Genomic DNA, 23,658 nt, shown 5'->3' on the forward strand with positions numbered 1-23,658 from the left:
TTATTACAAGTGTTGAAAGGATTCTCAAAGTATTCTGAGTTATTTTTCTCTTCGATTTAAAAAACATATTTAAAATATTAGCATACATTTCAGAAAATATAAAGAAAAATCTGTGGCAGGTGATTTAGGAAGTATAAAGGGAAGTTTTATATGACAGGAATTTTAAATAAAAAAACACCTTAGCCTCGAAAGACCAAGGTGTTTAACCTGAAAAGTCAAAAACTACTCAGAATCTGACTCTTCTGCCTTAAACTGGCTTACATTTGGATTTGCAACGATTGTCTGGAACTTCTGGTTCTTTCGGACTGCGAGGATAAATGCACCTGCAATGAAGATAGAAGAATAACATCCAGAAATCAAACCAACTGTGAGGGCCAATGAGAAGTCATGGATTGTTCCTGTTGTGAAGAAGAACAAAGCCAGAACTGCGAACAAAGTTGTCAAAGTTGTGATGATAGAGCGGCTCAATGTTGAAGAAAGAGCTGAGTTCAAAACTTCCTTGAATGTTTTTGCCTCAACGACCTTGATGTCGCTTCGTACACGGTCAAGAATAACGACAGTAGCGTTGATTGAGTAACCGATGATTGTAAGGATAGCGGCCAAAGTTGTTGTGCTGAATTCCATCTGAATGAATGAGATGAAAGAAACCATAATCAAAGAGTCGTGAACGATAGCAATTACAGCTGCAAGAGCGAAATCCCAGTGGAATCGGATTGCAGAGTAAATGAAAATCAAAACCAACGTTGCGAGAACAAGGATGATTGAGTCACGGATCAAAGTCTGTGAGAACTGAGCACCGATGAAGTCAGACTTAACGAATGCAACCTTGTCTGCACCGAATTTTTCAGCGAGGGCTTTGTTTGCATCAGCCTGGATTGTTTTGCCTTCGTCGCCAGTAACGCCCATGCGGATCTGGAAGCTACGCTCTGAATCTGTACCAAGAGCCTTTACGTCAACATCATTGAATGCCTTGAGAGTGTCGCGGATGTCATCAGCTGTGACAGTGGCGTTCTCGTCTGCAGCGAAGAGGTTGAGTGGTTTTTCACCGAGGTTCTTTGAAGAGCCTGAGTTTACGAAAAGACCAGCTTTTGGAAGTGACATTTCCTTTTTGATGTGGGCAGAAACGCCGTTTACACCGTTGATTTTTGCAGCAAGCTCAGAAACTGTGCTTACTTCAGAATAAGGAATTGAAACTGTGCGGTTTTCTTCACCGATACCGCTGACTACAATCTGAACACCGTCGTCAATTGCTTCCAAAGAAACTGTTGCAGTTCCCTTGTAAGTAACCTCAAGGACAGCGTTTGCGATTTTAATTTCTTCAATCATACCAGGCTTGAAATCAAGACCGAAGTTGATTCCGCGAGTTGCTGTTGAAACAATGCCTGCGATAATGATTACTGCGCTCAAAACTACAGCGACAGGGAAAAATTTGCTAAACTGAATTACTTTTTTCATTATTTTACTCCCCAGCCGATGCTCATTGTCTTTCTGTTCATGACGTCAGTGTTGAAGTCGAACATGAGGCGTGAAACTACGAGAGCTGTAAATACTGATGAACAAACACCGATTGCAAGTGAAACAGCGAAGCCCTGGATTGAGCCTGTACCCAATTTTGAAAGGAATGCTGCCGCAATGAATGTTGTGATGTTAGAGTCCATGATTGCCCAGAAAGCGTTGTCGAATCCTGAAGCAATTGCAGCTGCCCGGCTCTTTCCGTTTTTAAGCTCTTCCTTGATACGCTCGAAGATGATTACGTTGGCGTCAACTGACATACCGACTGTAAGGATCATACCTGCGATAGAAGAAAGTGTAAGTGTGAGGTTGAAAGCGCTCAAAACTGAGAACATGATGTACATATTCAAAACCTGAGCAACAACAGCGTTGAAACCTGCACCCATGTAGTAAAGAATCATGAATACGAGGACTGCTGCCAGGCCCCATGTGAGGGCGTTCATACCCTGTTTGATTGCAGCTTCACCGAGGGAAGCACCGACAACCTGCTGGCTCTCAACTTCGAGAGGAACTTCAAGCCATGCTGTCTGGAGAACCTTCTGAATGTTCTGAGCTTCTTCTACGCTGAATCCGCCCGAAAGTGAAACCTGTCCACCGTTGATTGCCTGACGAATTGTAGCAGCAGACTTGATTTTGTTGTCGCTTACGATTGCAAGTCGCTCGTTTACGTGAGCACCTGTGAAGTCAGCGAAAATCTGTGCACCTTCTGAGTCAAGCATGAAGTTAACCTCTGGCTGGTTAGTTGTCTGGTCAGCAGAAACCTGAGCTGATTTGACATGCTTACCGTCGAGGGCGATTTCTTTTTTGACTGCGATATATTCTGCGCCGCGAACGAGCTGGTCAAGACCGTAATCGTCTTTCTCATAGAAGCCCATTACGTCACAGTCTGCAGGAAGGATTGAAGGATCAAGAAGTTTGCCGTCTGAGTTGAAAAGGATACCGTTTGCGCGGTAGTAGTTCATGACGGCTGCCGTAGCGTTTTCATCAACGAGGCGGAAATTGAGGATTCCCTTACCCATGATGATTGTGTTTACGCTTTCTGAATCAGCGGCACCTGGAATTTCAATGTAGATACGGTCATCACCCTGCTGACGAATAACAGGAGAAGTAAGACCGAATTTATCGATACGGCCAGTCAAAGTTTCAATAGCCTGAGCCATTGCGTCTTTTTTGAACTGAGCCTCATCAGCAACCTCGTTGTCTTTTTTCTGAGAAGCGAGGGCTGCGTTCAAATCTGCGTGAACGATGATGTTCATACCGCCGCTCAAGTCCAAGCCGAGCTTAACTGATGAATTGTAGCGTTTTTTTGCAGCAAGAATTTCATCGCGGTAGCGGCCTTCGATTACGGCGCGCAAGTCAGCCAAAGCAGAAGGACCTGTGAATGAATCCAAAACAGCACCGACGTTCATAACTTCAGGTGCTTTTGGAGCTTCAAGACCAGCGGCTTTGTAAGCTTTTGCATTTTCCTTGTAATTCTTTTTTGCAGCTTTTACAAGGTAATCATAAGATGGATCAAGGGAGGCCTCTGGATTTGCTTTTGCCATGGCAATAAGCTTATCCGACTCTTCCTTTGCCTTTACTACTGTGTAGTCCTTGATTTTTTCAAGAGAACCGAGCGCAAGAGTCTGCTGGTCCTTTGGAGTTCTTGCATACCAACTGATTGATGGCCAGAGGAATGCAAAACAGACAGCAAGAACTACCAGAATAATGATGAAACGACTTCGTTTGTTCATTTTTTTACTCCGGTATTTTTTTATTTATTCAGACTTTGTTGAATCAGAAGACTCTTCTTTTGAAGCCTCTTTTGACTCATCAGCCTTTTTTTCCGATTTTGATGGTGCTGACTCTTTTTCTACGCCAGCAACTGCAGAACGATTGACTTCGATTTTTACATTTTCATCAACCTTAAGAATTACAGTTTTTTCTTTTGTTGATGTGACTACACCATGGATTCCACCGATTGTAACAACCTTGTCACCCTTTTTGAGTGCGTCAATCATTTTCTGAGTTTCTTTCTGTTTTTTATTCTGCGGACGAATAATAAAGAAATAGAAAATAGCGATGATGAGGACGAATGGAACGACTGACATCAAAGTCTGGCTGCCAGTAGCTGGATTCGCCTGAAGTAATGATAAAAACATTTTTTGACTCCTATAAGAACGCAGTTTATCAAGCCGTATTCTTACCAGTTTAAAATAGGTTTTATCAGAATATCATTAAATGAAGTCAAAATCAAGGTATTTCTACCCTATGTCATTGAGAAAAAGCGATATATTTTAATTTTTGAGCAAGCGGTCAAGTTCCTGGTTGAGAATCAGGAGATTTTCGTCCTTTGGAGAGAGGGCGACGACCTGCTTGAGGTAATACTGGGCCTTGCGGTATTCCTTTTTGTTGTAATAAATACGGTAAAGGCGGAAAAGAGAATCCCTGTTGCGGGGGTTGGCGGTAAGGCTTGAGCGCAAATCAGCAAGAATGGCAGCCTCTCCGTTCGACAAAAAACTACGCTGATAATAGAGGAAACTTTTCATTTTTGCGGCGGAAGCAGGCAGAAGCTGGGTAATCAGCCTTGAAGCCTCTGCCGTCCTGCCTGTTGAGACAAGAACCTCGATATAAGACTGAAGGGCTTCTTCGTCACCGCTGTTTTCGGAATAAAGCCTTGAAGCGTACTGCCAGGCCTCATTCTTGTGACCTGACGAAAGGCAAATCTTGATGTGGGTATAAAAAGCCGTATTTGGAACGCTTTCCTTTTTGATGAGGGCCGAACTGGCCTTGTAGGCTTCCTTCCACTTGAGCTCATAAACCATGGAGTCAATTTTAATCTGAAGGGCAGAAAAATTTTCCGGGTCCTTTTCAAGAATCTGGTCGGCAAGGGCCTCACCGCTCTTTCCTGCGATTTTCACGCCAGAATCAGAAGCAAGGCGGGCCGCCTCAAGTATAATCTGGTCGTCATCGGGATAAAGGACAAGGGCGTTTTCAATCGTTGCAGTGGCAGCCGAAATGTTCTTGTTCCAGTTTTTCTGAACGGCAAAGCGGAGGACAAGATAGTCGCGGGAAGATGAGTCCTTTCTTGAATAGGCATCGAGCAGGGATGCGGCACGGATATACTCCCCCTTCTGCACAAGAATTCTCGCACGGAAAAGCAGATAATAGGAATTTTCTGGCTCAATCTGCAAGACACGGCCTACATAAAGCTCGGAATTTGCATAATCTCCGGCCGCAAAGGAAGACTCGGCACAAAGCTGAAGGAGTTTTTTATTCTGGGGATAAGAGACAAGCATTTTTTCGGCAAGGGAAAAAGCACTTGAAGGGTCTGAAAGGGGCATGAAGCTTTCGGCAAAGGCATAGGAGCACTCAAAAGTTGAGGATGACATGTCAGAAGCAAAACCGAAATACTCATTGGAATGCTTAAAATCGCCGGTCCTTTTATAGAGGATTCCAAGAAGATAATTTACGAAGACTGACGAAGGATAAAGGGAAAGGGCATGAAGCAGGGCCTTTTCTGACTGCTCATAATAATCATTGCGGGTTTCTGAGGCCGCAAGAACAAGAGACGGAAGGGCTGCGGCAAAAAAATCCTTTGGTTCGTTAGGACAATCATAAAATCCGTTGCGGGAAGAAGAAATCGCGCCCGTGTAGTCATTTTTAATGTCCTGACCGCTAGTTGGCTCAGTAAAATTCTGGGACTTCCAGCAGAGCTGCATGATTGAAACCGCTATGTAATGAAGAACCTGCTCATTTTCAGCCATCGATTCCTTGCCGCGCTTGAGGGAAGCGATTGCCGCGCGAAGGGAATCGGGCGTGCCCTTCTCAACATTTTCGATAATCTCAGGGTCTATTCCGGAAAAATAAGAAAAATCCCTGCGCTCAGGGACTGCAATCGAAGTCGCCTGAGACTCGTCGGCCGCAAAGGGCTTTTCTTCTGCCGGAGAGGACTTTGATTTCTTCTTTTTTGCAGAAGCGAGCGTGAGAAAAATCAAAAAAAGAAAGACAAAGGCAGAAAACTTCCGCCATGACTGTTTCAAATCACTTATTCCCCGTAAAAAGTTTTTTCATCTTCGTCGGTTAAGTCAGATAATTCATCTTTATCGTAAGGAAAGAAATCATTGAAATTTCTCTGCCAGAAAAAGACGACTACCAGGGCAGCTCCGGCCAGAATCAGTACGAGAGGCCCCCACTTTGATACGAAGACAGAGAAGGAAATTTTTATTACGTTCATTGAGAATAAAAGAAAAACAAGCCCCAGAATCTCAATCAGGACGGCTGGAAACAAATAAACGCCGCGGACCTTACGGTGCTTGAAAATACAGGTGAGGATGAGGCAGACTCCGCAAAGAAGGACAGCGATGGGCCACAAATGGCTGGGACCAAAAGGAAGGACGCTCGTAAAAACGAAGGTCATGCAGAGGCCCAGGAAAAAGAGGAGCAGGCCCGCAAAGAAAAAAATCGCCCAGTGAATCAGAGTCATGGCTATATAAAAAACGACAGCCCCAAAAATCATTATGCAGACGGAAGCGACAGGAAAGACCTGCCCGAAGCCGTGTGAAAAGCGGGAAATAAGAAGAAGTCCGGCAATAATCAAAATTACGCCTGCGGCAAGCAGAATATTCAACATGGGAACTGTAATTTTTTTCATATCAAACTCCAGAAGGTAAAAACAAAAAAGAAAGTAAATCAGAATAGAATACTATAGAAACAAAGAAATTTCTAGAGAAATTGGAGAATCACAAATTTATGTCGTTGAGGAAATGCTGGTTTTGTGATATTTTTAAAATCATGAAAAAAAGGACCATTCTTTTTGCATCGCTATTATTCTGCTCTTTTTCAGCATTTTTTATCTTGGGATGCAGCAGGAATTCAAAAACTGACGGCACAGAAGAAACTTTAAGCCAGCTGGCAAATCTCCTTGAGGACGAGACAATTTCCGCCCAGTCACGCTATGCGGTCATCAACAGAATCGCAAACCTTTTTTACTCCCAGGGAAGAACAGACGACATGGTTCTTTTTCTTACCGAGTGGGTTGAAACTCACCCAGGAGACTCCTACGACGCCTACTGGCTTTTCATGGTCGCATCAAATTATTTAAAAGCCGGGGAAGAACCACTTGCGGAATACTATTACGAGCGCATCATCAACAATTTTTCAGACCTGCTTGTAAACGGAGACTCAATTCACTTCGCCTGCCTGCAGCACCTGATTCAAATCAGCAAAAGCTCGGCAAACAGAATCAACTACTTCAACCGAATCATCAGCAATTTTCCTCAGAACGTAAGCATCACCGAAATGTACCTCCGTCTGGCCCTCGAATATGAGAACGTGGGCGAATGGGATATGGCCCTCAAATCATACTCCCTCTTCCTGGAGCAGCCTGATTCCTCAACGATTCAGATTCCGGGCATTCCGGATGCCTACACAAAGGCCCGCCAGATGGTCGATTTCGCAAAATCCCCAAAAGACTGGACCTTTGAGTCACTTGACGCCCTCGAAAATGCCGTCAAAAAAGCAATTTCCAGCTACAACTGGCGATCCCTGGACCGCTACCGCTCAAAAGTCAATTTCTTCGCAATGAGCTGGAAGTCAAGCGAATCTGACCCAAACGCACTCGAAAACTTCTCAATGCACAACTTCATGCTGGGAAACAGAATCCGCTACAACGAAAGCCTGGATGACACTTCCACCCCGACCGAAGCCTACCTGCGCACCTGGGGCTGAAGCCAGTACATCAACGTCTGGTACCTGTATTTCCGCAAAGTAAACTTCCCTGCCGACCCAGAAATCCACGGACGCTGGGAATGGGCAGGAATCTACTTCGGTGAAAAGCTTTAAAAAAACTTCCCTCATATTCATTTTTCTCATTTTTTCGCTTCCACTCTTTTCCGTCGAAAACGAAGAATTTCTTGAAAAGGTGGAGCTGGAGAAACTTCCTCCGGCTGATGAATATTACATAGACGACTCGCCCTTAAATCAGATTCTCAAGCTCTTTGACGAAGAAGATTACGAGAGGCAGAAGGCCTTTCTTGAGCACAAGCAGAAGAAAATCATAAAGGAAGCAGGCGGAATAAAGCTAAGTCAGGGCAAGTACGAGCAGGAAATAATCCACGAATACATTGCCCGCTACATGACTCAATTCGGAAAGGAAAGCCTCTACAAGATTCTTGACGACGGAGAATATTACCGCCTTTACGTCCGCCAGGAGCTTAAAAAACGAAACATGCCCGCAATTTTAGAATACCTGCCCCTGGTCGAAAGCGAATACAAGCCCACGGCAAAATCTCGAAGCGGAGCAAGGGGACTTTGGCAGTTCATGGAAAACTCGATGGCTCCCTTCCTCAAGAAAAACGAGTGGTTCGACGAGAGGCTTGACCCCTGGAAGGCAACAAGCGCGGCCCTGTCAAAGCTTCAGGACAACTACAAGACCTTTAATGACTGGCCTCTTGCAATCGGGGCCTATAACTGCGGAGCCGGAGCCATGAGGCGGGCACTTCAAAAATCCCCTGTAAAAAGCTTCTGGTACCTCAGCGAGCACAATTTAATTCCAGAAGAGACAATAAATTACGTTCCAAAGCTGATTGCCATCAATGAGATTGCAGAAAACGGTGAGGAATACAAGGTCACCCTTCCAAAAATCAGCGAGTCAAGGCATTACGCAGACTTTGACTATGCGACAAGCAGCAGGGAAATTTCACTGGACCGGCTTGCCCAGGAAATCAGGCTTGACCACAGCATACTCAAGAGCCTCAACACGGAGCTGCTTCAGGGAAAAACTCCGCCCTACAACTATCAGCTCAGGCTTCCCATGGGAATGAAAAGAGCCGCACAGGAAGCGATTTTTGAAATCGAAAGAATGCAGTAAGGCTGCCATAAAAATTTTATTTTTCAACTTTCAATTTTCAGTTTTCATTTTTACTTGCCGATAATCTAAGTTGAAGAACTATTTAAAGGAACGTGCCGTGAGAAAGTCAATTTTATCTTCGCTGATTATATCCGCAATTCTGGCAGGAAATGCAGCTGCCTTGGAAAGAAAGCCAGTAATCTCGTCTTCCAGCGTAATCGACTGGTCAAAGTCAGTTTTTGTATCTGACGTAAACCTGGACACTGAGCGTGCAAGAATCAGCATGCCATCGGGAAAACGCGCGGCAATCAATTTTGTGGACACAAAGCTTCCTGACCTCATCAAGGATCCCCTTCTCTCCCTCTATGTCAATTCGAGCCAGCAGATCGGCGACCTTTTGCTTGCAAACAACATTACCCTTGAGCAGCTTACAAAAATCATCGACGAGGGAAAAAAGAGCCCGGGAATCTTTACAGACGGAAGCCTTACCCTCAAGACGACCCACACAATCAACCTTCACGAAATTTCCTCACTGATGATTAAGCATCACTTTCCATACGAAAACGCAAAGCCGATTGAGAATGTTTCTTCAAGAACTTACACAGGAATCATAATCGACGCGAGGGGCAAGCTTGACGTTCACGGCGAATTCATGACTGACTCAGTTTATCCCTGCTTCTTTCCCCAGATTTGGGACGAAAACATGAATTTGATTTACGAGCGCAACATGGGCAATCCTGAGTCAGAATTCAAGAACGGAATGATTGGCTACGACTGGCGGGATGATGAAACTTCCTATCACTCAAGAATTGGCTCAGACCCCCTTCACATAAAGGCAAGGAAAGTTTACGGCCACCTTCGTACTGACCCGGTAATTTCCCGCGAGGACGCCCTTAAGATTCTTTCCGTGCCGGAAAACCTCAAGCTTTTGCAGGAAGGCAAGGTCGTCGTTCTTCTCGACAAGGAAAACCTGACCTACTCCATCAAGACTGATGACAAGATTCAGGAATACTATGCTCCATTCCTCGATATTAAGAGCTATTTCCCAGAGTATGAGGAAGCTCCGATCATAAATATTAAGGAAGATTTTATCCAATTATTGTATGATTTGAAATTCGTAGCGGACAGCGCACAGCTTTTGGATTCAGAACTGCCCAAAATGGCAAATCTCGCAAGGCTGCTCAAAGACGTAAACAGAGATGACGCATTTACGATTCTCGTTGAAGGACACACCGCCGACGTAAACAAGCCTGTCGGTCAGATGAATCTTTCAATCGCACGAACTCAGACTATTATCAATGAGCTTGTCAAAAACGGTCTGGCGCGCTCAATTTTCAGCTACAAGGGCTACGGCGGAACTCAGCCAGTCGCATCAAACGCTACTCCGGAAGGAAGGGCTTTGAACAGGCGTGTAATCATCACCGCAAGGCCAAAAGCAACTTACATCCAAAGGAAATAAAAAAAGAGGAGTCCTATGAAAAAAATTCTTAGAGCAATTATTTTTCTGCTTGCTCCGTCTCTTTTTGCAGGAACTTTTTTCTCGGGCGAGACAGGACTTGCCTCAAGTTTTGTAAATAAAAAATCTTTCGCTCTTGATCCGGCACTTGTTTTCAGCGGCTTTCTCGGAGGCCAGCTGGCAATATCAAAATCATTTTCAGTGCAGGGCGAATTTTCCATTCAGACAGGCGACTTATACGAAAACGGAGTTACAAAAGAAGCTGACGCAATCTTCAGGCTCAACGAACTTTCAGGAACTTTCACCCAGTCTTTCATGGGAGCAACCCACACTCTGACTCTTTTTAAGGGCTGCAATGAATCAATCGGAAGCCAGAAATTCATAATCCGCAGACTTGGTGTAGAAAAATACTCTTCCCTTTTGACAGAAAGCTATCTTGGGCAAAACGGACTTTCCGCTTACGAGGTTTTTGGAACAGGCGGAAGCTACTCGCTAACCCTCAGAAATTTGCCTGCAAGTTTCGGTCTTGTCGTAAGCAAAAACTATGAGAACGAAGAAAAAAATGACGATGACGCAGCCCAGCTGAACGCAGACTTGAGGTTCGCAATGGCCGGCAAATTCCTGACGATTGACATGCTGGCAGGACTGGGAGCCCCACTTTACACAAAAAATTCCAGTAATGAAGACGTAGTGCTTTTAATCGACACACTTTACTTGCACTCAGGCGCGGACATTCTTATCGGAAACAAATACTCAACCAGCTCGCTTTTCCTGCAATTTGCATTTGACTACTTCCCGGTACGAAAAAGCGACAATTCCAGGGATTTTGACCTGAATGAAACTCACTTCATTTTTGAGCCGAGGTTTAAGTTTGGCGACGCAAGACTTAACATCAGCATTTACAACATTCCTTCAAAGAAAATTGCATCAGCTGAATCTGTCGGAAAAAGCTTTTTAATAGAAGATACTTTCGGTCTGGACATGCAGATGTATGCCGAAACAATGTACAAAAAGCACAGGAATTATACTGCAGGACTTCACTGCATGGTGGGATTTGAAGGCAAGCACTTTAAGGATTTTGGCGACAGCGATTTTATGGATAAAATGAACGTAAAATTCTGCCCCTTCACAGAAATTGAAGCCGACGGCGGTAAAGTCAACGTCCTGCTTACTGCCAACATGAACAAGTTTGCTGACAGCAAGCCGGGCGCCTTTAAATTGCACATCGGCTATAAAAAAGAATTCTAACCTACATTGAGAAGCTGCTGAGTCGTCCGCAAGCCTCTTCAACGTCGGCCTGGTGACCGAATGAGCTGAAGCGGATGAAAGACTCACCGGCTGGACCAAAGCCTGAACCTGGTGTCGTTACAATGTGGCACTTGTCAAGGATTGCATCGAATACATCCCAGCTCTTTTTTCCAGGGAATTTAGCCCAGACATAAGGACCGTTTCCTGTGAAGTATGCCTCAACGCCCATTGCCTTGAAGTTGGCTCCGTCAAGTGTTTCCTTGATTTTTTTGCCGTTTGCAAGGTAATAGTCGACCTGAGCCTTCATGTCCTTTAAGCCCTGCTCGTCCAAAGCTGCAAGACCGCCAGCCTGAGCGATGTTTGAAGCTCCGTTGAAGAGAGTTGTCATTACGCGGTTCCAGTCCTTGTTTACGCTTGAACCGTCGGCAAATTTGAGCTCGTTTGGAACTACGCTCCAGCCCAGACGAACGCCCGTGAAGCCTGCTGGTTTTGAGAATGAATTGATTTCGATTGCACAGGTTTTAGCACCTTCAATCTCGAAAATTGATTTAGGAAGATTTGAGTCGCGGATGAACTCGCTGTAAGCAGAATCGTAAATGATGATGCAGCCCTTTGCATTTGCATAGTCAACGAGCTTTTTCAGCTGCTCTTTTGTGGCTGTAACGCCTGTAGGATTGTTTGGAGAGCAGAAATAAATGAGTGTGTCAGGCTCGATTTTGCTCAAGTCCGGGAAGAAGCTGTTTTCTTCTGTACAAGGAAGATAGGTGATTCCCTTGTAGCCGCTTCCGATGTTTTCGCCGGCAGCGCCAACTACTACAGAACCGTCGACATAGACAGGATAAGCCGGGTCCTGAACTGCAACCTTTACGTCATTTCCGAAGAGGGTCTGAATTCGGGCAATATCGCATTTTGCTCCGTCTGAAATGAAGACTTCGCTTGCATCAACTTTGCCAGAGTAGAAGACTTCAGCGATTTTCTGGCGGAGGGCAGAATTTCCCTGCTCGTCACCATAGCCTGAATAGCCTTCAGGAGTAGCAAGGCCGAGGGCGTAATCGCTCATGGCACTTGCAATGTGTTTTGAAACCGGCTCTGTTGTATTTCCGATTCCGAGAGAAATAATTTTTGCTTCCGGATGAGAAGCAGCATATTCACGGCGGCGGCGGGCAACTTCAGGGAACAAATAGCCCGCGGTCAAATTTGCAAATCCAGTGTTTCTTTTAATCATAGTGAGCCTATTCTAACGAAACGCATGGATTTGTAAAAGGGGAATTTTAATTTTCCTTAAGATAAACTATCAAGCAGGCTGCGGCAGCCTAAAGTCACGTCATCCCAGGTTTCCTGGAAATTGCCTGTGTACCATGGGTCCGCAACGTCACGGTCAAGGCCGGCATACTCGAGAAGATAGTGGACTTTGCCCTCTGTGTCCTCACCAACCCGGCGGCGCAAGTGGCGCTCGTTTTCGCCGTCCATGATTATCAGAAGGTCAAATTCATTGTAGTCGTCCGGGGTAACCAGGCGGGCCCTGTGGTCAGTGTAGGGGATGCCATTCTGACTGAGAATCTGCCGGGTTCCTCGGTGCATTCCGTTTCCGATTTCATCGTAGTCAGTGGCGGCAGAATCAATGTAAAAGTTTTTTTCAAGCCCTGCTTCCTTGACATAGTGCTTCATTACCATTTCTGCCATTGGCGAGCGGCAGATATTTCCGTGACAGATAAAGAGGATTTTTTTCATGCAGGGATTATATCAGAAATAAAAAAGGATTTTAAGGGCTTGCCCTTAGGAGAAGGTGGGGGCGCAAGGAAGTGGAGTTCGCGCTTCAGGCGCAGCCTTCGGCGACCGGCTCCCCAGGAAAGCCTTTCCCCCTCCCCTATTTTTTTTAGCCTCTTGCCTTGAGTTCTTCGCTGATTTCTTCGACTTTTTTGTCGGTCAGAATGAACTTGCTCTTGAAGATGATGGCTCCGCAAATCAGGACGAAAATCGGTACAAGGGTCATTACCATGCGGAGTCCCATTTTTGATGCGGCGGAAACTCCTTCTGAAAAGTCGATGTTCATGTTCTGGCCGCAGTCGGTAATCTGCTTCAAATTGAGGATTGAGAGAGCGATTGATGCGATGAAGGCAGAAATTCCAGATGCCAGCTTTACGACGAAGGTCTGCATTGAGAAGATTACGCTTTCGTCCCGGCGGTGATTTTTAAGGTCGCCGTAGTCTACTGTGTTTGCAAGGAAGACCGTGATGATTACGTTGTTTACGCCTGCGCTTGCCATTACGAGAACTCCCGGAATGAGGAAGGGAACTACTGAGCTTACGCCAAGACTTGCCATTGCAAGAAGGGCTATGTAGCCTGTTATGCTCATTCCAACGCTGACGTAGAAAATCTTGATGTTGTTGAGCTTGAGCAGGTTTCTCAAAAGCGGATAGAGAATCATCATAGCCAGAATCTGTGTGCCGCCGCCGACCATGTTGAAGAGGGCATAACCGTCATTCCAGTTTGTGCCGCCCAGGTCATATTTGAAGAAGTAGATTACCAGGTTTGATGTGATGTAAAGGGCAACGTTGATGACGACAATCGTAAGGACCACACACATTGCCTGATCATTCTGAAGAAGGGCGCGGAACATTTCCCTGATTTTTGCAGTCTTCATGTCTACAGATGATTTTTCCTTGATTGTAAGGCACATAATCAGTGTGAAGAGGACGAAAAGAACCGCAACACCCAGCGTGAAATATTTAAATCCGGCAAGCTCAATCCACTGTTTTCCAGGATAGCGAGAGGCAAGCTCAGCAGGCACCTGTCCGGCAAACATGTTTCCAAGAAGGGGAACGATAATCATGGTAAGGATTGAAATGATTGCGGAACCGACTCCGGCACAGCTTCGTGCAAGGGTTGTAAGGCCTTCGCGCTCTTTTCCGCCGTTTGTGAAAGCCGGAATCATTGACCAGTAAGGAATGTCCATCATCGTGTAGGTAACGCCCCAGAGGATGTAAGTGACTGCGGCATAGGCAACAAGACCAGAGGCATCAAGAGCAGGAGGCGCTGCGAACATGAGGAAAAGGACTACTGCGTTTGTGAGGGTTCCGATTAAAAGCCAGGGACGGAATTTTCCCCAGCGGCTCTTTGTCTTTGCGACGACGACACCCATAATGGGGTCATTGAATGCGTCAAAAATTCGTGCGACGAGCAAAATTACGCCCATAGCAACGGCACTGACGCCAAGAATATCCTGAAAATAGTAAAGGATGTAGCTTGCAGAAAGCATGTAGACCATGTCCTTTCCGACAGCTCCAAGTCCATACGAAGTTTTTTCCTTAAGTCCCAGCATAGGAGTCTCCTTTCTTAATTTCTCAATGCAACAAGAATTATATTTATCAAAATTTCAATCTGCTTGCGGGCCGCCACGCTTCTGTCCATGTTCAAAAGCTCTCCTGAAATCGAAAGCTTCTGGGCAAGGCAGAAAAGGGAATGCATCATCGTGGTGAACATTTCCTGGGTTGTGGAAGCAGCAAGAACTTCATTTTTGGAGCCAGAGAATGAAATCGAACCGTCGCTGATTCCCTTCTCCAGAGCCTTAACTACGATTTCGCTTGTGACGACAATCGTTTTTTCATATTCACGGAGTTTTTCAGGACTAACCTTCTCTTTTTTGATGAAAGAATCAAAATAGTAGACGAAGCTGAAAAAACTCCGCTGGGTAACGAGGGCATCGGCAAAAATTTCAAGCAGTTCCCTCATCTGCTCGAAACCGGTCAGTGAGTCAAATTTTTCGGAAGTAAAGACTTCGTTGAACACAGCCGTTTCAAGATTCCATGCGTAAATTGCAACTTCAATCGCAAGCTCTTCCTTTGTCTGGAAATACCTGTACAAAGAAGCGACGCCGATTTTGGCTTCGGCCGCAATGTCATTCATCGAGATGTTTTCGATTCCGTTATCTGCAAAGAGCCCGAAAGTACATTCGATTATTGACTGGATTCTTCCGTCTTTCTTTTCTTTACGAGTCTCGTTCTTTTTCTCACTGACCTGCCCATTCATATCCGCTAACCTCTTTTCCAACCGCCTTTTCAACGGCATGATATGCTCCGTTGTAAATTCCGGCTTTCTTATTAGCCATAATAGCATGATTCATTTTTTCTAGTAAGTCTGGTGTTTCTATAAACCAGCGCAGCATATGGCAGGCGTAATCGAGATTCGGACATTCAGGAGTTCCGTCACCGACTTCTGCGGCACGGATTGCACCCCAGCACTCATGACCGCCGACATGCTGAATCATAAGCTTTGGAACAGGATAGAAGGCAAGCTCGCTCGGCTTTGTAATCAGCACGTCGCAGGCCCGGATAAGCAGGTTTGTCGCGTAAACGGCTGCAAAAATGTCCTTGTGACAGAAAACATGGATTCCAGAAGATGCGTCGAATGAGCAGAGCTCGTCGTTCAGGGCGATTTCCGCAAAAGACTTTGTATGATTCCAGTCGTGGAAGTGAGTCTTTGAAAGGGCCTCGATTCCAGGAATTTTCTCACGGAACATGTTCCAGACATTTTCGTAGTCACCGATGTTGAGGTAAAGGGCTGCCTTTCCTCCCTTTATATATGGAAGTAAAGTGCGTATCAAAGAAGCAAAATAGTCTCCCTGGGCTCCGGCACCGCCGATTGTCAAAAGGAAGCGGAGAGGCTTTCCGTTCTGAATGCGGTCAAGGCGTTTTTTGCAGTCAGACTCGATATTTCTGACCATTTCGTCGTCCATGTAGTGACCTGCATAGCAGATGTCCTTTTCGCCCATTGGATTGAGGATTTTTTCTCCGTCAAAGCCTTTAAGCGTTCTGTACGAAAGATAAGAAGAAGGAGTCTGAACAAGATGCAGGGCACCCTCGCTCAAGTGAAGTCCCATGGCCCAGTTATCAGGAATTGCGTTTACGACAGACTTGAAGCCCGCGTGAACGGCAGCCTGGGCTGGCCAGACGTGAGTTGCAATAAAGGGAGTTTCGCGCGCAAGATCGTTCAAGACCGGAGTCATGAGCTCGGCAGTCTTCTGGTCCCCTGCGTTGTAGGAAAGTTTTTTGAAGCCCTCCGTGTTAAGGGGATCCCAGACCAGCTTGTTGAAAAGCTTAGATTTCTGGGAAAGGCGGCTTGCCATAGAATAAAGCTTATTCTGATAGGCTATGATTTTTGTACAGGTCGTCTCCGGGAAGGAATTGAGGTCAAGCCAGAGGGGTGTGTAACCCATTGCGTGAGCCGCACTTGCCATTGCCATTGAAATGCGGTAGTGACCGAATCCCATGCGGATGTTTCCGATGATGATTGACTTTTCAGGAAGAGGTCCCATAGGCTCCTTTGAAAGAACCAGGACTTTTGCCCCGAAAGCAGGAGTGAGCACTTCATTGTCAACGGCAGCAAGATGATAGGGAAGGTTCCTGTCATCCCCGAACTTCTTAATGAATTTTTTCTGCTGGGCCGCAGCCTTGCGGAGTGTCTTTTTATCGATTACATTTCCAAAAATCACAGAGCTTTTATCCATAAAACTCTTCTCTCCTATTATCTCTCGTAAATTCTATTTTCTTTCGTAAATTGAAATCGAATGAGGCTCAAATGTGAAGATTTCGCCGTCACGATTTCCGTATTCGATTACAGTCTCAAGATTCTCGGTCTTTTCCCGGAATCTTGAAATCAGTTCTCTTCTTTCTATATTAATGCTCTCGTCGCTCAGATTGATGAAGCCCGTGTATTTCGAATCCGTCGAATACTTGCTCTTTGAGAAAATGAAGTAAGATGTCGAATTCCTGTTCTCAAGGCCGAAATCCTCAAATTCAAAAAGCTTGTAAAGGGCCTCGATTTTTTTTGTGAGCGCCCCTTCCCTTTCTGTGTCAAAATGCACAGGATCATCCGAATGCATAATCTGACTTGCAAAAAGATAGTTTACGAGGGCAATCAGGACCTTTTCCTTGTCGTTCAAAGTGATGTTTTCGTAACGCAGGAAAACGACATCCGGATCGTTGATGTAAATGCACTGATTCCAGAAAGCATGTCCCAGTGTGCTCTGCATGTTAAGGAAGGCACTCGTTCTTGAAGGGAAATTTGCTTTCTTCATCCAGGCTACATCCCAGGCTTCCTTTGTGTCCGGCCCGATTCGCGAAAGAGGAAGGGATTTAAAGCTTGACTCAAATGGCATTCCGCAGCCAAGATAAGCCACATTTTCTCCCTTTTTATTGACCTTGCGCTTGGTAAGGACTTTGACGGCACGGTCATACCACTGATATGCTGAGCCGCCGTTTTTAAAGTTTCCGCAAATCATTCCTGAGAACATGAAGTCCAGCTTGATGTAGCGGAAGCCCCACTCATTCACAACTTTTTCCATGAGGGAGTCGAGATATTCAATGACTTCATCCCGGCTCAAATCAAAGCAGAAGTATGAATACGGAAGGGCCGGCTGATTTTTGCCGAAAGTTCCGCCCCAGAGAGGATTCAAACCGGCAGCGATAGCCTTTCCCTTTTTATCGCACAAAATCCAGTCCCGGTGGCTCTGGGCAAAGTCGCTGCGCCAGTCGATGATGAAGGGAGCAATCCAAAGCCCCGGAACATAGCCCTTGTCTGAAATCGATGAAGCCAGGGCCGTCATTCCCTGGGGGAAGCGGTCTTTTCGGGCATCCCAGTCACCGAGGGCTATTTCCCAGCCGTCGTCAACCTGGAATACGCAGGGCTTTTTCGAATCCATAAAGTGGGTTTTGATTAAATTTTCAGTATGCGACAGGCTCTCCAAATCGACTTTGATAAGCTCATTGTTGATGTCAGCATAGTGATTGTACCAGGATTCCCAGCCGCCAAGGGTGATTTTGTTTTTGTAGGGAGTTGTATTGAGGAAACCCAAGGAGCTAAAACGCTCAGCATTGTCAGTAAGAAAAAGCTCCTGAGTTATTTTACGAAGTTCAAAAAAGTCACGCGCAGAAAAAATTGCCAGCTCAGCGATTTTATCGCCCTCATGCCAGGTTTTTCCGTCAGCGTAAGCCGTGCAGGTAATTTTCCGCTTCTTTCGGTCAACATAGAAATTCACCGGAGGAAGAAGGTCTGAAACATTACCTGTTGAGGCCAGGGCAAGGTAAAGATTTTTGCCGTTTAGGTTCCAGCGCAAGTAGATGAAAAAACTTCCAACAAGCAGTTTTTTTGAGCGAAGATTTTCAGGAAGTTTTCCCGGAACAGTAAAATATTGTTTCCACTGGGGAACAATCGGAAAATATTTTTTCTGGTATCTTCCGGCATCAATTTCACCGCCAAAGCCCCAGCTCTGCCAGCCCGAAGCGTAAAAAGCGAAGTCATGATTCTCGCAGAATTCGGCATCGTCACCGGCAAAGTAAGATTCAACGAGCGAGTCAATGGAAAGATTTGCAAAAATTCTGTTTTCACTGTCAGTGCAGTCCGCACCGTGAAAAAAATATTCTTTTTTTTCAATCTCTTTCATGACTCAGCTCCTTGTTATTTTTAGAAGAAAAGCTCTACGCCGATTGGCATGTAGAATTTGCTTGCTTTTCCGTCATATTTAAGGTCTACAACGTCGTTTACACTTCCTTCCATTGACTGGAGTGTGAAGTCACCAGCGATTCCGGCGAACATAAAGTTGTTGGCAGCAAAAGTTTTCTTTACATAGACCTCAGCAGCGATTTTGTGCTGGTTCAACTTCAAGTCCTTTACAGAAAGACCGCTTGTCATGTTTCCGCTTGCATTTGCAGAAGTGATGTTGTAGTTTCCAGAAAGACCTACGAAAACGTCCTGCTTGCCGAATGGATTGATACAAACCTCAGCGAGGAAGTCAGCACCAGCCATAACGATGTCTGCACCTTCATTAGCCTTCATGCTGACAAGACCATAAGAATACTGGCTCAAGTTTGAAGTACCCATTCCGCCCCAAACGTGACCTTTGTACATGATGAATCCCTGCTTGATGACGCCCATTGTTCCCAAACAAGCGTACCAGTTGTAGAACTTCTCAGGATCATATTCGCGCAATTCACTCTTGCTTACGAGAGGAAGTTTCAAGCCAAGCTCGATAAGATTAGCGTTAGGTGTTTCTGAAAGATTTAAGTTAGGGTCGAGGAAGCTTGTAGCTCCACCCATGAAGCCAAGCCAGTCGATACCGAATTCCATTCTACCATAGTAATCGTTCATGTCAAATCCAGCGGCGCGGGCAGAAGCATACTTAGCTTTTTCGTAGCGGTAGTTTGATTCTGAAATTGAATCGCCCCAGTACTGAGCCTTAATCTGGAAAAGACCAGGAAGTGTGTAACCGATACCAAACTGTGAGTCGCGGACAGCATCATAGAGGCGGACAGATTTTCCACTGTCAGTATCAGCGGCACTTTCTCCGCCCAAAGTTCCTGCAAAATCAACTGCACCATTCATGTAGAAGCCGGCAAGCGGAGAATCCTCGTTACCCTTGATTGAAGCGAAGAGACCTGTTGCAGTCCAGATTTCCTGGAAAATATCGTCCTCAGATTTTACGTCGCCAGACTCACGCTGACCGAAATCACCGATTGTACCGCGGAGTTCCTGCTCACGCATGCGGCCGAAAGCAACTTTTGTCTGGAAGAGGTCGTTGTCGAAGAGACCCCAGATTTTTGCCTGGTCACCGATTGCAACGGCATATTTTCCGTCCTCGTTGTAGTTTACCTTATCAGCAGATTCGTTTGAGTCCCAGAGCTTATGAACGAAAAGAGCGCGTGCGTCTGAGTCGAGGTTGAAGTCAAAGCCGAAGTGCTCGTCAGGAGTGCGGCCGATAATCCAGAATCCAACGCGGCTTCCATAAGACCAGTCAGGAGCAAGGCCAGCGTAGTTGCGTGAAGAAGACTCGTCTTTTTCTTCAATTGCAGCTACAAGGGCTTTGGCAGTAGCATATTTTGTTGCATAATCTCCTACCTGGCCACCAACAGACTTTGCTGTTCCAAGTACAGTAGGAACATCTGCACCTTTTCCGTATGCTGTAAGGGCAGCTGTATAACCTGCATAAGTAGCAACAGCCTCAGCATATTCTGCAAAATTTGAACTGTCAGCTGCAAGAGTAACATTTTTAACATTGTTGGCTTCAGCACCAACAGATGAAGCTGCCATTCCAACAGCAGTGTTTACATAAGTAAGGCTTGAAGCATCTGTAGCAACCTTAGCTGCCTCATAAGCCATTGCTGCTTTCATAAATTCACTCTCTGCATTTTTAGCTGTAGAGTTTGCATCCACTGTAATCTTAGTAGAATTGCTCTCATGTCCAACATTGAAAGTAGACCTGCCCCATGCACCAAAAGAAATGTCACCAACGCCAGTCTGCAATGTGCGGGCTTTCAAAGTCTCGTGAGTTTCGCCAAAAGCCAGGCCTGCTGTAAGAGCAAGAGCCGAAGCCGCAGCAATAATTTTTTTCATATTGTCCTCCTGTTTTTGTATCCTTTCTGGAAGTCGCTTGTTAATTTGATAGTAGTACTATCATTTCTTTTTCAAGGTTTATGATAGTATCACTATCACTTTCTGTCAACAAAAATTTCACTTCGTTTTTGAGAAAATAAGGGATTTTTTTGAACAAAACCGATATAATCACTTCATCATGCTTAAGCGTTCAGGCCATGCGGATTTGCCCCTTCATACGGGCACTGTCCCCAAGTGGCTGGCAGACAGAATGAAACTTCTCGGAACAGAAATTGTCGAAGCCCTTCTTATTAACTACGGCAAAAAAGAAGTGCTGGTGCGCCTCAGTGATCCCCTCTGGTTTCAGTCACTGGGAGCGGTTCTGGGCATGGACTGGCACTCAAGCGGCATCACCACCAGCGTAATGTACGCCCTCAAAAGGGGAATCAACGAAAGGGCCCGGGAATTCGGTCTCTGCGTATGTGGCGGCCGCGGAAAATACTCCCGAAAAACACCCGACGAGCTTTTGTATCTTGCAGACGCGACAGGCCTCGACGGAACTTCCCTGGTAAATGCAAGCAAGCTCACGGCAAAGGTCGACGGCTGCGCTGTTCAGGACGGATTTCAGCTTTACATGCACAATTTTGTCCTCAGTGACGAGGGAGACTGGGTCGTAGTCCAGCAGGGAATGAACACAAATCTTCGGACGGCAAGGCGCTACCACTGGAGCTCGGAAAATCTTCGTTCTTTCGTGGAAAATCCCCATTCAGGAGTCACGGGCGAAAATCAGGGCAAGATTTTAAACCTCACGGACAGCAATGCCAGGGAAACAAGGGGAACAATCCTCACCCTCACCCACGAAAATCCCGACCGGATGATTAAGGAAATCGCAAAAATCTCAGGAAATGATTTTTCAAAACAACTGGAGTTTGATTTTGAGGGGGAAAGCCTTCCCCTCGCTTCAGCCGGCAAGCCGTCTTCCGCTACCCCTTCTCCTGGGGTTTCACCCCAAGCCCCAAGCTGGCAGGGTAGTCAAATCTTAATCCGTAACGACAGGAATCTTGTAATGCCATCTCACCATGAAGTAAGGCCGGAAGACGTGGATTTAAATCGGCTGGGTTCTGTTCTGGCAACGGCTTACGAAAGCGACAACAAGGATTTTGAGTCCCTTTTGCTCACTCCGGGGCTCGGTCCCCGCACCCTGCAGAGCCTTACCCTCGTAAGCGAAGTGATTTACGGCACACCAAGCAGATTCTCTGACCCGGCCCGCTTCAGTTTTGCCCACGGAGGCAAGGACGGTCACCCCTTCCCTGTCCCCTGCCGCATCTACGACGAGTCAATCCGCGTGCTCGGAGATGCAATCGAAAAATCAAAGCTGGGCTACAACGATAAAAGCGAATGCATCAGAAGATTGAACGCCACAGCCCGCCAGATTGAAGCAAACTGTGAGCCAATGGCAGACTTCGAAGCAACGCTAGAGCACGAACGCGCCCACTCAAAAGAATGGGGCGGAAGGACTGTTTCAGATTAGCCTACAATTTCCCTTACGAATTTCAGGGAATTCGGAACGTCCTTAACACCCTCGAAAATCAGGTAGGCATCCGGGCACTCGGCTTTTATGAGCGGAAGGAAATCTTTCCAGCCCATAAGGCCCCTTCCCAGCGGCGCGATTTCAAGCTCGTCACCATTTACGACATAATCCTTGAGGTGGAAGCCCGCGATTTTGCCCTTGAAGAGCTTGAGGCAGGTCTCAAAAATCTTTGCCCGTTCCTCGTGGTTCCCGATATAAAGATAATTGTAAATATCAACGATAAAGCGGAAATTTTCCTGGTCCGGATCGATTTCGTCGGCAAGTCGCTTGAGAAGTTCCGGCTTGTACATACAGTGGCCCCAGGCTCCTTCCAAAGCCATGCAAACTCCGCTTTTCTTTGCAATTGCAGGCATGGGAGCGAAAATCTTCTTTACTTCCTGAAAGGCTTCTTCGGTCTGGTTCTTGGGATTGTAAGTCCATTTGTCATCGTTATAGCTACCTGTCTCAGAAGCGACGAATTTTGCCCCGAATTCAGCAGCATGGCGCAGATGGTCAGCGTATTTTTCTGCCCCCAGCTTTACCTTGTCCTTGTTTGAGTGGACAGGATTAAAATAAGCACCCAGAAGAGGAATCTCAACGCCGTGAGAATTAAAGCCATTGCGGATTTCAGAAACCACTTGGTCCGTAAGGGTGCCGGGATTTCCGTTCTGCCCCTCGACAGCCTTGGCAATGGCAAGCTGAACTCCGTCAAAGCCCCATTCATGAGCAGTCTCGCCCAGCCAGTCAGCCGAGCCTTTTCCAATATCATGCGGTCTAATCAAAATCTTCATATTTTTCTCCAATATAATTATCCACAGATTATTACAGACATCCACAGATTTTCACAGATTAGCACAGATTTATATAGATAGAAAGATAAATTTCTTTTCACAGTTTTAAATTTTCTGCTAATTTCTCATTCCTGATTGCTAATTCCTAATTTAAAATTTTTCTGCTATAATCTAATCATGCAAACAGCCTTATACTTAATCCCCTGCCCGATGGGCGAAACTCCGAATGAACAGGTTCTTCCTTCTTATAATTTTGAGATTGTTAAAAATATCCGGCATTTTATCGTCGAAAGCCGCAAGGCAGCCGTAAGATTTTTGATTTCGCTGGACAAGGATTTTCCGATTGACAGCTGCACTTTTACCGAGCTAAGCGAGCACACGGACCAGAAGGCCGATCTTTCAAAAATTCTTTTGCCGCTCGAAAAAGGCGAAAGCATAGGCGTGATTTCTGACGCTGGCTGCCCCTGCATCGGAGACCCAGGAAGCCGGGCTGTAGAAATTGCTCAGAAAAAGAATCTTCCTGTAGTTCCGCTCGTAGGCCCCAACTCAATGATTATGGCCATCATGGCTTCAGGCTTTAACGGCCAGAACTTCGCCTTCAACGGCTACCTTCCGGTCAAAAACGGCGAACGCGAAAGCAAAATCAAGCAGCTGGAAAACAAGGTCTGGAAAGAAGACCAGACTCAGCTTTTTATCGAAACTCCCTACCGCAATCAGAAAATGCTGGAGGCAATCATAAAAACCTGCCGCCCCGAAAGCAAGCTCTGCATAGCCACTGGAATCACCACTGACCAAGAGTCAATCAAGACAAAAACGATAGCCCAGTGGAAAAAAGAAAAGGCCGAAATCGCAAAGATTCCGACCATCTTTCTACTATATAAATAAT

19 protein-coding genes are annotated in these 23,658 nt (G+C 45.9%); 6 read left to right on the forward strand and 13 right to left on the reverse strand.

The features are described 5' to 3' along the window. Positions 1 to 222: 222 nt before the first annotated feature. The 5 genes from secF to HNP76_RS05785 form a co-directional block, all read right to left on the reverse strand. On the reverse strand, positions 223 to 1,455 hold the full coding sequence (gene secF / locus HNP76_RS05765; protein WP_184658400.1) for a protein translocase subunit SecF: 1,233 nt from the start codon (positions 1,453 to 1,455) through the stop codon (positions 223 to 225). Further along, positions 1,455 to 3,245, reverse strand: coding sequence for a protein translocase subunit SecD (secD, locus tag HNP76_RS05770; RefSeq protein ID WP_184658402.1), 1,791 nt, complete (start codon positions 3,243 to 3,245; stop codon positions 1,455 to 1,457). Before secD ends, secF begins: the two co-directional genes overlap by 1 nt. Before the next feature lie 24 nt (positions 3,246 to 3,269). Further along, positions 3,270 to 3,653, reverse strand: coding sequence for a preprotein translocase subunit YajC (gene yajC / locus HNP76_RS05775; protein ID WP_184658404.1), 384 nt, complete (start codon positions 3,651 to 3,653; stop codon positions 3,270 to 3,272). Positions 3,654 to 3,788: 135 nt separating this feature from the next. Beyond that, the gene (locus HNP76_RS05780; protein ID WP_184658406.1) at positions 3,789 to 5,534 is read right to left on the reverse strand and encodes a tetratricopeptide repeat protein; all 1,746 of its coding nucleotides are present in this window, start codon (positions 5,532 to 5,534) and stop codon (positions 3,789 to 3,791) included. A gap of 5 nt (positions 5,535 to 5,539) precedes the next feature. Beyond that, positions 5,540 to 6,145, reverse strand: coding sequence for a hypothetical protein (locus HNP76_RS05785; protein WP_184658409.1), 606 nt, complete (start codon positions 6,143 to 6,145; stop codon positions 5,540 to 5,542). Between the two features lie 140 nt (positions 6,146 to 6,285). Between HNP76_RS05785 and HNP76_RS05790 the strand changes: the two genes are divergently transcribed. From HNP76_RS05790 to HNP76_RS05805, 4 genes are all read left to right on the forward strand, one after another. Then, positions 6,286 to 7,221, forward strand: coding sequence for a tetratricopeptide repeat protein (locus HNP76_RS05790; RefSeq protein WP_184658411.1), 936 nt, complete (start codon positions 6,286 to 6,288; stop codon positions 7,219 to 7,221). A gap of 100 nt (positions 7,222 to 7,321) precedes the next feature. Next, on the forward strand, positions 7,322 to 8,362 hold the full coding sequence (locus tag HNP76_RS05795) for a lytic transglycosylase domain-containing protein (RefSeq protein WP_184658413.1): 1,041 nt from the start codon (positions 7,322 to 7,324) through the stop codon (positions 8,360 to 8,362). 97 nt (positions 8,363 to 8,459) lie between these two features. Continuing rightward, positions 8,460 to 9,800, forward strand: coding sequence for an OmpA family protein (locus tag HNP76_RS05800; RefSeq protein ID WP_184658416.1), 1,341 nt, complete (start codon positions 8,460 to 8,462; stop codon positions 9,798 to 9,800). 15 nt (positions 9,801 to 9,815) lie between these two features. Then, positions 9,816 to 11,045 carry a hypothetical protein gene (locus HNP76_RS05805; RefSeq protein ID WP_184658418.1) on the forward strand — a complete coding sequence of 410 codons (1,230 nt, stop codon included), beginning with the start codon at positions 9,816 to 9,818 and terminating at the stop codon, positions 11,043 to 11,045. Between the two features lies 1 nt (position 11,046). Here HNP76_RS05805 and HNP76_RS05810 read toward each other — a convergent pair whose 3' ends face one another. The 7 genes from HNP76_RS05810 to HNP76_RS05840 all read right to left on the reverse strand — a co-directional run bounded on the left by HNP76_RS05810 (position 11,047) and on the right by HNP76_RS05840 (position 20,432). Beyond that, the gene (locus HNP76_RS05810; RefSeq protein ID WP_184658420.1) at positions 11,047 to 12,270 is read right to left on the reverse strand and encodes an LL-diaminopimelate aminotransferase; all 1,224 of its coding nucleotides are present in this window, start codon (positions 12,268 to 12,270) and stop codon (positions 11,047 to 11,049) included. Positions 12,271 to 12,326: 56 nt separating this feature from the next. Then, positions 12,327 to 12,776: a low molecular weight protein-tyrosine-phosphatase gene (locus HNP76_RS05815; RefSeq protein WP_184658422.1), complete on the reverse strand. Its 450-nt coding sequence runs from the start codon at positions 12,774 to 12,776 to the stop codon at positions 12,327 to 12,329. 145 nt (positions 12,777 to 12,921) lie between these two features. Beyond that, positions 12,922 to 14,367 (reverse strand): glycoside-pentoside-hexuronide (GPH):cation symporter, encoded by a 1,446-nt coding sequence (locus tag HNP76_RS05820; RefSeq protein WP_184658423.1) that lies wholly within the window; start codon positions 14,365 to 14,367, stop codon positions 12,922 to 12,924. 14 nt (positions 14,368 to 14,381) lie between these two features. Further along, positions 14,382 to 15,074: a TetR/AcrR family transcriptional regulator gene (locus HNP76_RS05825; RefSeq protein ID WP_184658425.1), complete on the reverse strand. Its 693-nt coding sequence runs from the start codon at positions 15,072 to 15,074 to the stop codon at positions 14,382 to 14,384. Next, positions 15,055 to 16,551, reverse strand: a complete 1,497-nt coding sequence (locus HNP76_RS05830) for a DUF6937 domain-containing protein (RefSeq protein WP_184658427.1) — start codon at positions 16,549 to 16,551, stop codon at positions 15,055 to 15,057. The genes HNP76_RS05825 and HNP76_RS05830 overlap by 20 nt, the downstream gene beginning before the upstream one ends. A 33-nt stretch (positions 16,552 to 16,584) precedes the next feature. Beyond that, positions 16,585 to 18,486, reverse strand: coding sequence for a glycoside hydrolase family 36 protein (locus HNP76_RS05835; protein ID WP_184658428.1), 1,902 nt, complete (start codon positions 18,484 to 18,486; stop codon positions 16,585 to 16,587). A gap of 20 nt (positions 18,487 to 18,506) precedes the next feature. Further along, the gene (locus HNP76_RS05840; RefSeq protein ID WP_184658430.1) at positions 18,507 to 20,432 is read right to left on the reverse strand and encodes a hypothetical protein; all 1,926 of its coding nucleotides are present in this window, start codon (positions 20,430 to 20,432) and stop codon (positions 18,507 to 18,509) included. Between the two features lie 178 nt (positions 20,433 to 20,610). Between HNP76_RS05840 and HNP76_RS05845 the strand changes: the two genes are divergently transcribed. Then, positions 20,611 to 21,942 (forward strand): DUF763 domain-containing protein, encoded by a 1,332-nt coding sequence (locus HNP76_RS05845; protein ID WP_184658432.1) that lies wholly within the window; start codon positions 20,611 to 20,613, stop codon positions 21,940 to 21,942. Here HNP76_RS05845 and HNP76_RS05850 read toward each other — a convergent pair. Continuing rightward, positions 21,939 to 22,772, reverse strand: a complete 834-nt coding sequence (locus HNP76_RS05850; protein WP_184658434.1) for a sugar phosphate isomerase/epimerase family protein — start codon at positions 22,770 to 22,772, stop codon at positions 21,939 to 21,941. The two genes, HNP76_RS05845 and HNP76_RS05850, sit on opposite strands and share 4 nt — an antisense overlap. Before the next feature lie 177 nt (positions 22,773 to 22,949). Between HNP76_RS05850 and HNP76_RS05855 the strand changes: the two genes are divergently transcribed. Then, a complete protein-coding gene (locus HNP76_RS05855; protein WP_184658436.1) occupies positions 22,950 to 23,657 on the forward strand; it encodes an SAM-dependent methyltransferase in 708 nt (235 codons plus the stop codon). Position 23,658 lies beyond the last annotated feature (1 nt).

The organism is Treponema ruminis (genome assembly GCF_014201975.1).
Lineage (GTDB): Bacteria > Spirochaetota > Spirochaetia > Treponematales > Treponemataceae > Treponema_D > Treponema_D ruminis.

What these genes read in the sequence shown, in the direction of transcription:
- secF (WP_184658400.1), bottom strand. Translation starts at nt 1,455, where the DNA reads ATGAAAAAAGTAATTCAGTTTAGCAAATTTTTCCCTGTCGCTGTAGTT.
- secD (WP_184658402.1), bottom strand. Translation starts at nt 3,245, where the DNA reads ATGAACAAACGAAGTCGTTTCATCATTATTCTGGTAGTTCTTGCTGTC.
- yajC (WP_184658404.1), bottom strand. Translation starts at nt 3,653, where the DNA reads ATGTTTTTATCATTACTTCAGGCGAATCCAGCTACTGGCAGCCAGACT.
- HNP76_RS05785 (WP_184658409.1), bottom strand. Translation starts at nt 6,145, where the DNA reads ATGAAAAAAATTACAGTTCCCATGTTGAATATTCTGCTTGCCGCAGGC.
- HNP76_RS05790 (WP_184658411.1), top strand. Translation starts at nt 6,286, where the DNA reads ATGAAAAAAAGGACCATTCTTTTTGCATCGCTATTATTCTGCTCTTTT.
- HNP76_RS05805 (WP_184658418.1), top strand. Translation starts at nt 9,816, where the DNA reads ATGAAAAAAATTCTTAGAGCAATTATTTTTCTGCTTGCTCCGTCTCTT.
- HNP76_RS05810 (WP_184658420.1), bottom strand. Translation starts at nt 12,270, where the DNA reads ATGATTAAAAGAAACACTGGATTTGCAAATTTGACCGCGGGCTATTTG.
- HNP76_RS05815 (WP_184658422.1), bottom strand. Translation starts at nt 12,776, where the DNA reads ATGAAAAAAATCCTCTTTATCTGTCACGGAAATATCTGCCGCTCGCCA.
- HNP76_RS05820 (WP_184658423.1), bottom strand. Translation starts at nt 14,367, where the DNA reads ATGCTGGGACTTAAGGAAAAAACTTCGTATGGACTTGGAGCTGTCGGA.
- HNP76_RS05825 (WP_184658425.1), bottom strand. Translation starts at nt 15,074, where the DNA reads ATGAATGGGCAGGTCAGTGAGAAAAAGAACGAGACTCGTAAAGAAAAG.
- HNP76_RS05830 (WP_184658427.1), bottom strand. Translation starts at nt 16,551, where the DNA reads ATGGATAAAAGCTCTGTGATTTTTGGAAATGTAATCGATAAAAAGACA.
- HNP76_RS05835 (WP_184658428.1), bottom strand. Translation starts at nt 18,486, where the DNA reads ATGAAAGAGATTGAAAAAAAAGAATATTTTTTTCACGGTGCGGACTGC.
- HNP76_RS05840 (WP_184658430.1), bottom strand. Translation starts at nt 20,432, where the DNA reads ATGAAAAAAATTATTGCTGCGGCTTCGGCTCTTGCTCTTACAGCAGGC.
- HNP76_RS05845 (WP_184658432.1), top strand. Translation starts at nt 20,611, where the DNA reads ATGCTTAAGCGTTCAGGCCATGCGGATTTGCCCCTTCATACGGGCACT.
- HNP76_RS05850 (WP_184658434.1), bottom strand. Translation starts at nt 22,772, where the DNA reads ATGAAGATTTTGATTAGACCGCATGATATTGGAAAAGGCTCGGCTGAC.
- HNP76_RS05855 (WP_184658436.1), top strand. Translation starts at nt 22,950, where the DNA reads ATGCAAACAGCCTTATACTTAATCCCCTGCCCGATGGGCGAAACTCCG.